We start from the raw sequence: 11,582 nt of genomic DNA, 5'->3' as shown, positions 1-11,582 counted from the left end.
TGCTTCGCAATCTGGGAGGGGGACGCCCCCGGTGCGGCGGGGCGGCCCTTGCACGGGGGCACTGGCTTTGGCGCACGCCAGTTTCGTGCGCAGCGGGTGTCGTGCAGCGCAATGGGCAACTGACCCAGAGAACCAACGACGCCAGCGATTCCGTATTGGGATGGTCCCGCGCAGACTGCCCATAATGCAGCCATGAGCAGCATTCCCAATACAGCCATCCGCCCTCGGGTCGTCATCATCGGTTGCGGGTTTGGCGGGCTCGAAGCGGCCCGCGCGCTGCACGGCAGCGCCGTCGATGTCACGGTCATCGACAAGACCAACCACCATCTCTTCCAGCCCCTCCTGTACCAGGTGGCCACCGCCGGGCTCTCGGCGCCGGCGATTGCAGCCCCCGTGCGCCACCTGTTTCGCAAGCAGCCCAACGTGACCACGCTGCTCGGCGAGGTGGAGCGCATCGATGTGGCCGCGCGCCAGGTGCTGCTGCAGGGCGGTGATGCCCTGCCCTACGACCACCTGATCGTGGCTGCGGGCGCCACCCACAGCTACTTCGGCCGCGACGACTGGGCCCCGTTCGCGCCTGGCCTCAAGACCCTGGACGACGCCTTCGAGATCCGCCGCCGCATCCTGTTGGCCTTCGAGGCCGCAGAGCGCGAGGGCGACCCGGTGCGCCGCGCCGCCTGGCTCAACTTCGTGGTGGTGGGCGGTGGGCCCACGGGCGTGGAGATGGCCGGCACCCTGGCCGAGATCGCGCGCCACACCCTGCCTGGCGAGTTCCGCCACATCGACCCGGCCAGCGCCAGGATCATCCTGCTCGAAGGCGGCACGCGGGTGCTGCAGGCCATGCCCGAGGCCCTGAGCCAGCGCGCCAAGGAGCAGCTGGAAAAGCTGGGGGTGGAGGTGCGCGTGAATGCCCGGGTCACCGCCATCGACGCCACCGGCCTCACGGTGGCCGGCCCCGCGCCGGGCGGAGACCCTGCCGCCACCAGCTACACCATTCCCAGCCAGTGCATCGTGTGGGGCGCGGGCGTGGCGGCATCGCCGCTGGGGCGGCTGCTGGCCGACGCCACGGGCAGCACCACGGACCGTGCCGGCCGGGTGGTGGTGGAGCCCGACCTCAGCCTGCCCGGCCACCCCGAGATCAGCGTGGTGGGCGACCTGGCTGCAGCCAAGAGCCATGTGCCCGGCCAGGAGCCCACGCCCGTGCCAGGCGTCTCGCCCGGCGCCAAGCAGATGGGCCGCGCCGCCGCCGCCAACGTGCTGCGCCGCCTGGCCGGGCAGACCGCGCAGCCCTTTCGCTACCGCGACTACGGCAACCTGGCCACCATCGGCCGCAACGCCGCCGTGGTGGACCTCACCTCGCCCATGGGGCCGGTGCGCTTTTCAGGCTATTTCGCCTGGCTGTTCTGGCTCTTCGCCCACGTCTACTTCCTCATCGGCTTTCGCAACCGCCTGGTCGTTCTCATGGACTGGGGCTGGGCCTACTGGAGCTTCGCGCGCTACGCCCGCGTGGTGACCGGCATTGAAGGCGCCAAGAAACAGCTGCAGGAATAGAACCCACAGCCTGTGCGCACGCACTACCCAAGCCAGAGCAACCGTGCAAGGGCCGCCCCGCCGCACGGGTTGCGTCCCCCTTCCCGAATTGCGCAGCAATTCGAGAGAAGGGGTGAAGGCGCGAAGCGCCTCAGGGGGATGTACCGAATCAGTACCCAGCGCCGATCGCCAGCGGCAGGAAGGTATCCACTGCCCCCAGGACGCCCGGTGCCGAACCCACCGAGGTGTAGCTCAACTGGCCGTTGCTGATGGACAGGATGGTGCCGGTGTCGCGGTAGAAGCGGTAGTACTGGTTGCCGGAGGTCAGCGAAGGGGCGAACGAGGGCTTGAACATGGTGGGGAAGCTGTCTTCCGCATAGTTGAACAGCCGGTCTTCGGCGCGCGTGACCACCGCCTTGAACGGTGCCAGGCCACCGGCCTGGCCCAGGCCCGTGAAGTTCATCACGTAGCTGATGGCGCCGGTGGAGGGGTCCACCTTGAACAGCTTGTCGAATGCCGCGCCGTACAGGGTGTTGCTGTCGCCTTCGGCCAGGCCGTAGACCGACGTGGCCAGGCCGAAGCTGCCGACGTTGGCCGACTGCTGGTTGTTGCGCAGGTTGACGATGCCCAGCGAGTCGTTCTCGCCGGCAAAGAACAGCCGGCCGTTGAGGTAGGCCAGGTCGCCCGCCGACTGCGCGGGCAGGGTGCCGGCGATGGTGGACTGCGCGTTGTCGGGATTGATCTGGTAGAGGTTCTTGTTGGTGCTGGAGGCACCAAACAGCCGGCCGCCGCCGTCGAAGGTGAGTGCGTTGGCGCCATTGATGCCGTGCTTGCCGATCAGCGTGGCGTTGCCCGCGGCATCCAGGCGGTACAGCGAAGTGAAGGTCAGCACATACAGCGTGCCGGCGGCGTTGGTGGCGATGTCGGTGATGGAGCCGTCCACCGTGGGGCGCGACACCAGGGTCAGGGACTTGGCGTCCACATCGACGAGCATGATCTTGCCGCTGTCCTGCACATAGAGCTTGTCACCGGCCCAGGCGGTGGTGGCGGTGGCGGCAAGGGCGATGGTGGCGGCGCAGGCGGAGCGCAGCAGCGATGGCTTGAAGAACATACGGGAAATGACCTCGGCAATGAACGTGGATCGGAGCCTGCGGGGGCCAGGGTGGCTCAGCGTGCGCCGCCCCGCCACGCGCCCACAGGGCGGGGAAGAAGAAAAAACCAACCAACAGCTTCTCGCTGCGGCAGGCACCAGGCGTTTGTGCACGCCAGGAACGTACTGACGATCCATGCGAAGCCGTGTCGGGCAGCGCCTGCGGTTGCTGCCCGACAAGGGACTTGCGCGGCCCCGAACAGATCGTCAACACGGTCCGGGCCATTATGGAAGAGGGTTGCGTACCGGGGCACCCTACCAAAGTAGGGTTTGGGCCGAATACACAAAGTGTTTCAACCGCTGCAGGCCACTCGCTGCGAGGGCTGGCGCCTCAGCGCGCCTGCACCACCTGCTCCAGCCATTCGTCGATGTCGCGCGCGGCCTGCTGGGCCGCCTCGGCAAGCGCGCGGGTCCCTCCCGCCGCATCGGCCGTGGCCGCAGGGCGTTGCACGATGAAGACCCGCTGGCCCACCAGGTTCTCGCCCAGCGGGGTCGGTTCGGCCACGGTGGCACGCAGGCGCACCAGCCCCGCGCTCTCGGTGGCGCTGCTGAACACCTGGCTGAACTCTTCGAGCTCCAGGCGCAGCACGGTCGGGCGCTTGTTCGCCACGCGGGCCTGCACGGCCGCATCGCTGGTGTTCAGGATGGCCCGGCGCAGGCCCAGGTGCTCGCGGATGCGCTGCTGCACCAGCACGGCCGGAGGCTGGCTCCAGCGTGCCTGTGCATAAGGCCGGGGCTGCTGGGCATCGGCGTAGGCCAGGCGGTAGAGCACCGAGGTGCTGCTCTCGGGCATGCCGGTGGCTTCCACATCGGCCAGGGCCAGCGGCGGCAGCGGGGCGCGGCGGTCGCTCGGTGCCGTCGCCATGGCGCCGGGGCCGAAGTCGTACTGCACCGCCCGTGTGGGAGGGCCGGGCAGGGCCGAGCAACCGGCCAGCAGGGCGGCGGCGCACACCAGGGCGGCGCTCCGGCGCTCCAGGCGTCCCGAGACAGTGCGTTGGATATCCAGCATGGCAATGTACTCCTTGAATGCGTCGGACAGCGCCATCAGCGCGCGGCACCGGGTGCGGCAAAACCCTCTTCGCCCGGACCGGGGGGGATGCGGCCCGAGCCATAGATGAAGGACTGCGGGTTGTCGCTCACGCTGTTGGCGGCCCGGCCGATCTGGCGCGCCGTGCGCGACAGTTCATCGGCCGCGCGGGTGACGCGCGGCAGGGTGTTGCTGCCCAGCGCGTCGGCCGCGCGCGTGAGCGCCTGGGTGCCCTGGGTGATCTGGTCGATGGCCCCACCCTCGGCCGCAAGCCGCTGGTTGGTGGCATTGATGCCCGCCGCCATGTCCGACACGCTGGTACCGGCCTTCTGCAGCGACTGCAAGGTCTGGCGCGCATCGCCGGCCAGCGCTGGCAGCGACGCCAGGGCCGGGTCCAGCCGCGTCTGCACCGTGGTGTCCAGGCGTTTGGTGAGCGCGTTGACACTGCCGGCCGCCTGGCCGATGTTGCCGATGGCTTCGGTGAGCAGCTTCTGGTTGTTGTCGCCGAGCAGCTGGTTGATGCGGCGCGTGGCCTCCTCCACCTGGCCCAGGATGGCCGGCGCCTGTTCGGCCAGGCGGCCAAACGGCGAAGGCTTGAGCGGCAGGCGCGGCAGGCCGCTCGGACCGGGCGGCAGCTCGGGATACGGCGAGGCCGCATCGTCGAGCTGCACGTGGGCCAGGCCGGTGACGCCCTGGTAACCCAGCACGGCAAAGGTGTTGGGGCTGATGGGGGCCTGCTCGTTCACGGCAATGCGGATCAGCACATTGCCATTGACCTGGGGATCGAAGCCGATGCGCGTGACCTTGCCCACGGCCACACCCTTGTAGCGCACGGTGGCCTGGGGCTGCAGGCCGCTCACGCCGTCCTTGGTGGACAGCTCGTACTGCTCGTAGTTGGCGTTGTCGCGCGTGAGCCAGATCGCCAGGCCCGCCAGCATGGCGGCCACCACGATGACGAAGATGCCGGCGGCGAGTGCGTGTGATTTGTTTTCCATCAGGCGTCCTTGGAAGTCTGCGTTGGGGCCGCGGCCGGCTGCCCGGGCGAGCCTGCCAGGGGGGCCATGGCGCGCTGGCCACGTTCACCCATGAAGAAGTGCTCGATGAAGGGATGCTTGAAGCGCGCCACCTCGGTGGGTGGCCCGGTGACGATAACCTTCTTGTCGGCCAGTACGGCCACCCGCGTGGACAGGGCGAACAGGGTATCGAGGTCGTGCGTGACCATGACCACCGTGAGGCCCAGCGCCGCGTGCAGCTCGCGCAGCAGCGCGCAGAACTCGTCGGCGCTGTTCGGGTCGAGCCCGGCCGTGGGCTCGTCGAGCAGCAGGAGCGGCGGATCCATGACCAGCGCACGCGCCAGGGCGACACGCTTGACCATGCCACCCGACAGGTCGGCCGGCATGCGGCTGGCATGCTCGGGCTTGAGGCCCACCATCTGCAGCTTGACCAGCGCGGCATCGCGCACCAGATCGTCGGGCAGGGTGCCCTGTTCGCGCAGCGCGAAGGCCACGTTGTCGAGCACGTTGAAGGCCGAGAACAGCGCCCCATGCTGGAACAGCATGCCCACCCGGCTGGCCGCGCCCGCGCGCCCCATCTCGGAGGCCGGGCGGCCGAGCACCGTGACCGTGCCGCGCGCGGGCCGCGCCAGCCCCAGTATCTGGCGCAGCAGCACCGTCTTGCCCGTGCCCGAGCCGCCGACCAGCGACAGCATCTCGCCGCGCTGCACGGTGAATTCGAGGTCCTGGTGCACGGCGAAGGCTTCGCTGCCCTTGCCGAACACGCTCCACAGGCCCTTGACCTCGACCACGGGCGGGGTGCCCGGGGGCACGTCCAGCGCCTGCGGCCTATTGCCAATGGCAGCGATGGGAGCGGTGTCTGTCGTGGTGGCCATGGCGTCAGATCCCGATGCTCTTGAAGCCGATGGCAAACAGCGCATCCACGATGATGACCATGGTGATGGACGTGACCACCGAGGCCGTGGTGCCCTCGCCCAGGCTCTGGGTGTTGGGCTTGACGCGCAGGCCCCAATGGCAGCCGATGAGCGCGATGCAGGCACCGAACACCACCGACTTGGCCATGGCCAGCCCCAGGTTGCCGATCTTCACGGCGGAGGGCAAGGCCTGCACGAAATACGCGGGCGAGATGTCCATGGCGACGTCGGCGGCCAGCATGCCGCCGGCCAGCGCGGCCAGCGTGGTCCACACACTGATCAGCGGCATGGCCAGCGCCAGCGCCAGCGTGCGCGGCATCACCAGCCGAAAGCCATGCGGGATGCCCATGACGCGCATGGCATCGAGCTCTTCGGTCACGCGCATCACGCCGATCTGCGCAGTGATGGACGAGCCCGAGCGCCCGGCCACCAGGATGGCTGCGAGCATGGGCCCGAGTTCGCGGATCAGCGAGATGCCGAGGATGTTGACGATGAACGACTCGGCGCCGAACTGGCGCAGCTGCAGCGACATCAGGTAGGCCAGCACCACCCCGATCAGGAAGCCGACCAGCGCCGTGATGGGCAGCGCCGTGGCGCCCATGCGGTACAGGTGGCCCGACACGTCGCGCCAGGGGCCGCGCTGGGGGGCGCGCGCCAGGCGCAGCAGGTCCAGCACCAGTTGCCCCACCATCTGCAGCATGTGGCGCGCATGGTCCACGCCGTGCAGCACCAGCAGGCCCAGGTGGTCCACCTCCTTGGCCAGGCTCCAGGGCTCGGGCGGCGGCGGCTCGGCCACGGTGAACTCGGCCACGCGCTCCAGGATGTCGCGCTGGATGTCGGTGAGCGCCAGGCGCTCGGGCCAGGCGCGGCCCCAGTGGTTCCACAGCAACTGTGCGCCCACGTGGTCCAGCCACTGCAGTTGGCGCAGGTCCCAGCCAAGCCCGGCACCGCCCGGCTGCGCCTCAAGCTGCGCGGACAGGGACTTCCACTGCCTGCGCGTGCCCAGCTCTGCAGCACCCCAGCGGCCATGCAGCAGCAGCCCCGGGCCTTCGGGGGTGTCGGTGCGGGCAATGCGCGGGGCAGGGTCGGTCATGAAACGGGCGGCGCAAGCCACCGGTAAGGGAGTTGGGGAAGCATGGTAGCGGAGCCGATGGCCCGCAGGTAGGACAAGCCCTTGCGTGCAAGCACGACACGGGCCCGAATGCTTGCAATTATTATCAAATTGCTTGCAATCGCAAATCCTGCAAGCCATGCGAGCTACAAACTTGCTAGCAAGCCGCGTTTACCCCCTCGACACCACCAACGCGCTCCGCACAATGGCGCCGACCCTTCCGATCAACCTGCGCCACCCCTTTGCCACACCGTACTTCCCATGAGCGACACCACGTTTGACCACATCATCATCGGCGGCGGCACAGCGGGTGCCCTGCTGTGCAACCGCCTGAGCGCCGACGGCCGCAAGCGCGTGCTGCTCATCGAGGCGGGTCGCAAGGATGATTACCACTGGATACACATTCCCGTGGGCTACCTGTACTGCATCGGCAACCCGCGCACCGACTGGCTCTACAACACCGAGCCCGATGCCGGTCTGAACGGCCGCACCCTGCGCTACCCCCGCGGCAAGACACTGGGCGGCTGCAGCAGCATCAACGGCATGATCTACATGCGTGGCCAGGCGCGCGACTACGACCAGTGGGCCGAGCTCACCGGGGATGCCAGCTGGCGCTGGGACAACGCCCTGCCCTACTTCCGTCGCCACGAGGACCACTGGCGCCTGGACCAGCCCGGCGAGGTCAACGAGAACTTCAAGCGCCTGCACGGCAACAAGTCCACCGGCAGCACCGGCGAGTGGCGCGTGGAGAAGCAGCGCCTGCGCTGGGACGTGCTGGACGCCTTTTCCAAGGCCGCGCAGCAGGCCGGCATCCCGGCCACCGACGACTTCAACGGCGGCAGCAACGAGGGCGTGGGCTACTTCGAGGTCAACCAGAAGAGCGGCTGGCGCTGGAACACGGCCAAGGCCTTCCTGCGCCCCACCTGCTACGGCCGGCCCAACTTCGAGATGTGGACCGCCGCGCATGCCACGCAGCTCATCATCGAGACCCAGGCCGACGGTACGCGCCGCTGCACGGGCGTGAAGGTCTGGGACGGGCATGAGATGGTCACCGCCCACGCCACCGGCGAGGTGATCCTGAGCGCCGGCGCGATCAACTCGCCCCAGCTGCTGCAGCTGTCGGGCATCGGCCCGGCCGACCTGCTCCAGCGGCATGGCATCGACGTGGTGCAGGATCTGCCGGGCGTGGGCGCCAACCTGCAGGACCATCTGCAGATCCGCGCGGTGTTCAAGGTCAACGGCGTGCCCACGCTCAACACCATGGCCAGCTCGCTCTGGGGCAAGGCCAAGATCGGCATGGAGTACGCGATGAAGCGCAGCGGCCCCATGAGCATGGCGCCGTCCCAGCTCGGCGCCTTCACGCGCAGCGACCCCGGCCAGCCCTGGCCCAACATCGAATACCACGTGCAGCCCCTGTCGCTCGATGCCTTCGGCGAGCCCCTGCACAGCTTTCCGGCCTTCACGGCCAGCGTCTGCAACCTCAACCCCACGAGCCGCGGCACGGTGCAGATCAAGAGCGCGGACTTCCAGGCCGCGCCGGCCATCGCCCCCAACTACCTGAGCACCCCCGAGGACCGGCAGGTGGCCGCCGACAGCCTGCGCGTCACGCGCCGCATCGTGGCCCAGCCGGCCCTGGCGGGCTACCAGCCCGAGGAGTGGAAGCCCGGCGTGCAGTTCGAGAGCGATGAAGACCTGGCACGCCTGGCCGGCGACATCGCCACCACCATCTTCCACCCCGTGGGCACGACGCGCATGGGCCGGGCCGACGACCCGATGGCCGTGCTCGATTCGCAGCTGCGCGTGCGTGGCATTGCCGGCCTGCGCGTGGTGGATGCGGGCGCCATGCCCACCATCACCAGCGGCAACACCAACTCGCCCACGCTGATGCTGGCCGAGAAGGCGTCCGAATGGATCCTGGCGGCGCAGAGGGCGTAAGCCGTCAGCGTATGCCGCCCACGTAGCGGGGTACCTCGACGACCGGAGCAGGCACCAGGCGCTGGCGCACCGCCTGGCTGGCGGCATCCAGCAAGGGGCGACGCTGCGGCGCAGGGGCCGGCTCGTGCACCGCCCGATCGAGCCGGTCGGCCCATTCAGCGAGCTCGGGCACTCCGTCCTCCAGCGCATGCTGGCGTGCGAAGCGCACGACCTCCAGCGCGTACTCGGCGTTGACCGCCATCCACTCGGTGTCGGTCACGCGGCCGGTCTTGCGGCGCAGCAGCACGTGCAGATGCGCTGCGATGGCGAGTTTGTCGCTGTCCTGCATGGTGATGAACTCCTCAGAACGTTGGCAGGCCTACTGACCCAGGCGCTCCCGATGCTGTGCAATATCCAGACCCACCTGTTCGCTTTGCTCATCCACGCGCAGGCCGAGCACGAGGTTGGTGATCCACAGCAGCAGCGCCGTGCCCACCAGGCTGAACAGCATCACCGCGCCCACGCCGATGGCCTGGGTCCACAGGCTGCCCGCCACGCCGCCCACGCTGCGGCTGGCCAGCACGCCGGTGAGCAGCGAGCCCACGATGCCGCCGATGCCGTGCACGCCGAAGACGTCCAGGGAGTCATCGGCACGCAGCAGGCGCTTGAGCCCCGTTGCGCCCCAGTAGCAGGCCAGACCGGCCACCAGGCCGATGACCACGGCCGAGCGCAGGGTGACGAAGCCGGCGGCGGGCGTGATGGCCACCAACCCGGCCACCAGGCCCGAACACAGGCCCAGCAAGGACGGCCGCCCGCGCATGACGGCCTCGCCCAGCATCCAGGACAGCGCGCCGGCAGCGGCGGCCACATGGGTGACGGCCATGGCCAGCCCTGCCCGGCCGTCGGCTGCCACGGCAGAGCCGGCGTTGAAGCCGAACCAGCCCACCCAGAGCATGCCCGCGCCCACCATGGTCAGCGCCAGGCTGTAGGGCTCGAACGGCTCGCGCCCGTAACCGCTGCGCCGCCCGAGGAACCAGGCGCACACCAGGCCGGCCACGCCGGCGTTCACGTGCACCACGGAGCCCCCGGCAAAGTCCAGGGCCCCCATCTGCGCCAGCCAGCCGCCCGGCTCCCAGACCCAGTGCGCCACGGGTGCGTAGATGAACACCGTCCACAGGCTGATGAACAGCAGCATCGCGGAAAAGCGCATGCGCTCGACGACGGCCCCCACCAGCAGCGCGGCGGTGATGATGGCGAAGGTGAGCTGGAACATGGCGTAGACCGACTCGGGAATGGCCGGCGCGACATGGCTCACCGAGAGCTTGCCGGCCGCCAGCTGGAAATCGAACCCGGCAAAGCCCATGCGCTCGGTGCCGCCCAGCCAGGCACTGCCCGGGGTGAAGGCCCAGGAGTAGCCGATGGCAAACCACCACAGGCTCACCAGCGCGGCGATGGCCACCACGCTGGCCATGGTGTTGAGCACGTTCTTTCGGCGCACCATGCCGGCGTAGAACAGGGCGATGCCCGGCAGCGTCATGAGCAGCACCAGGGCCGTGGAGGTCATCATCCAGGCGGTGTCGGCGGCATTGATGGCCTCCTTGGCCACCAGGCCGGGGCGCGTCAAGGGTGCGGGTGCAGGCGTGGCCATGGTGGCCGATGCGGCGGCTTCGGGAGCGGGCGCCTGCGCCCAGGCCGTTGCGGTGCAGAGCCCAAGGCACAAGGCCATGACCGTGACGAACCCATGGATGACTGCCCGCATGTGGAAGCTCCCTTTTCGCAATTTGTTACAAGGCACAACGCACAAGGCATGCCAAGCAAAAAGCCCCATTTGGGGCAATCCGGGCGCCTCCCCGCCCGATCTGCTCCCCCAAATGGGGGCGGGAAACCCCCAATGCACCAAGCGGGTGCCGCCATTACAGTACCGTCACTCGAAAGCGCGCCCCGGTGTGCTGGACGAGGGGCCGAGGAGACATCCCTACAAGCACAACCGAACAAGCATCCAACGAGATGCACCCCCCTTTCAGGCGCTGGCAATCCCAGCGCCTTTTTTATGCCCGCAGCGAAAGCGATATCGCTAGCAAAAGCGTAGCTGTCAGGGTGCGACAATCAAGGGATGGAATGGATTTTCATCACCCTCGCCTCGTTGCTGGCCGGTTTTGTGGATGCCATCGTCGGCGGCGGCGGCCTGGTGCTGGTGCCGGCGCTGTTCGCGGCATTTCCCGTGGCGCCGCCCGCCACGCTGCTGGGCACCAACAAAGCGGCCGGCGTCTGGGGCACGGCCATGGCCACCTGGCAGTACAGCCGCCGCGTGCAGATGCGCTGGGCGGCCCTGCTGCCGGCCGCGGCCGCCGGCTTTGCGGGCTCGTTCGCCGGGGCCTGGGCCGTCACCGTGGTATCGCCCGACTTCCTGCGCCGCCTGCTGCCGCTGGTGCTGCTGGGCGTGCTGGCCTACACGCTGGCCAGGAAGGACATGGGGCGGCACCACACGCCGCGCTTCGCAGGCCGCGCGGAAATCGCCGCCGCGAGCCTGATCGGCCTGGCCATCGGCTTCTATGACGGGTTCTTCGGCCCGGGCACGGGCAGCTTCTTCGTCTTCCTGTTCGTGCGGCTGCTCGGCTACGACTTCCTCAATGCCTCGGCGTCGGCCAAGCTGCTCAACACGGCCACCAATGTGGCGGCCATCGCCCTGTTTGCGGCCAAGGGCCATGTCTGGTGGCACTTTGCGGTGACCCTGGCCGTGGCCAACGTGATGGGCAGCCTCATCGGCACGCACATGGCGCTCAAGCACGGCACCGGCTTCGTGCGCGGTATCTTCATCGTGGTGGTCGGGGCACTGATCCTCAAGACGGGCTACGACGCTTTCTGGCGCTAGGTAGGCCATGCCGGGCGCCCCAAAAGCCCGGGAGACTTCTCTAAACCTGTT

The 11,582-nt window shown here is 68.9% G+C and carries 10 protein-coding genes; 3 read left to right on the top strand and 7 right to left on the bottom strand.

Annotated features, from left to right (window positions below; all coding sequences use genetic code 11):
* Positions 1-192: 192 nt before the first annotated feature.
* Entirely contained in the window at positions 193-1,551 is a 1,359-nt protein-coding gene (locus tag PMI14_RS23920) for an NAD(P)/FAD-dependent oxidoreductase (protein WP_007858147.1), read from the top strand.
* Between the two features lie 148 nt (positions 1,552-1,699).
* Here the strand turns inward: PMI14_RS23920 and PMI14_RS23915 are convergent, their stop codons facing one another.
* The 5 genes from PMI14_RS23915 to PMI14_RS23895 form a co-directional block, all read right to left on the bottom strand.
* Positions 1,700-2,641 (bottom strand): hypothetical protein, encoded by a 942-nt coding sequence (locus PMI14_RS23915; protein ID WP_007858145.1) that lies wholly within the window; start codon positions 2,639-2,641, stop codon positions 1,700-1,702.
* A 370-nt stretch (positions 2,642-3,011) separates the two neighbouring features.
* Positions 3,012-3,689, bottom strand: coding sequence for an ABC-type transport auxiliary lipoprotein family protein (locus tag PMI14_RS23910; protein ID WP_108016676.1), 678 nt, complete (start codon positions 3,687-3,689; stop codon positions 3,012-3,014).
* Positions 3,690-3,724: 35 nt separating this feature from the next.
* Positions 3,725-4,702: an MlaD family protein gene (locus PMI14_RS23905; protein WP_007858143.1), complete on the bottom strand. Its 978-nt coding sequence runs from the start codon at positions 4,700-4,702 to the stop codon at positions 3,725-3,727.
* Complete coding sequence (locus PMI14_RS23900) at positions 4,702-5,595, bottom strand: ABC transporter ATP-binding protein (protein ID WP_007858142.1); 894 nt, start codon at positions 5,593-5,595, stop codon at positions 4,702-4,704. The genes PMI14_RS23905 and PMI14_RS23900 overlap by 1 nt, the downstream gene beginning before the upstream one ends.
* A gap of 4 nt (positions 5,596-5,599) precedes the next feature.
* Positions 5,600-6,727, bottom strand: a complete 1,128-nt coding sequence (locus PMI14_RS23895) for an ABC transporter permease (protein ID WP_007858141.1) — start codon at positions 6,725-6,727, stop codon at positions 5,600-5,602.
* 279 nt (positions 6,728-7,006) lie between these two features.
* Here PMI14_RS23895 and PMI14_RS23890 point away from each other — a divergent pair, with 279 nt between their 5' ends.
* Entirely contained in the window at positions 7,007-8,680 is a 1,674-nt protein-coding gene (locus PMI14_RS23890; RefSeq protein WP_007858140.1) for a GMC family oxidoreductase, read from the top strand.
* A gap of 4 nt (positions 8,681-8,684) precedes the next feature.
* On the opposite strand, the gene PMI14_RS23885 is transcribed toward PMI14_RS23890, so the two are convergent.
* Positions 8,685-9,008 (bottom strand): hypothetical protein, encoded by a 324-nt coding sequence (locus PMI14_RS23885; RefSeq protein ID WP_007858139.1) that lies wholly within the window; start codon positions 9,006-9,008, stop codon positions 8,685-8,687.
* Positions 9,009-9,038: 30 nt separating this feature from the next.
* Positions 9,039-10,418 carry an ammonium transporter gene (locus tag PMI14_RS23880; RefSeq protein ID WP_007858138.1) on the bottom strand — a complete coding sequence of 460 codons (1,380 nt, stop codon included), beginning with the start codon at positions 10,416-10,418 and terminating at the stop codon, positions 9,039-9,041.
* 354 nt (positions 10,419-10,772) lie between these two features.
* On the opposite strand from PMI14_RS23880, the gene PMI14_RS23875 reads away from it, so the two are divergent.
* A complete protein-coding gene (locus PMI14_RS23875) occupies positions 10,773-11,531 on the top strand; it encodes a TSUP family transporter (RefSeq protein WP_007858137.1) in 759 nt (252 codons plus the stop codon).
* Positions 11,532-11,582: the final 51 nt, after the last annotated feature.

This window comes from Acidovorax sp. CF316 (genome assembly GCF_000276605.1).
Taxonomy (GTDB): domain Bacteria; phylum Pseudomonadota; class Gammaproteobacteria; order Burkholderiales; family Burkholderiaceae_C; genus Acidovorax.
This window is presented reverse-complemented; position numbering and strand designations above follow the sequence as displayed.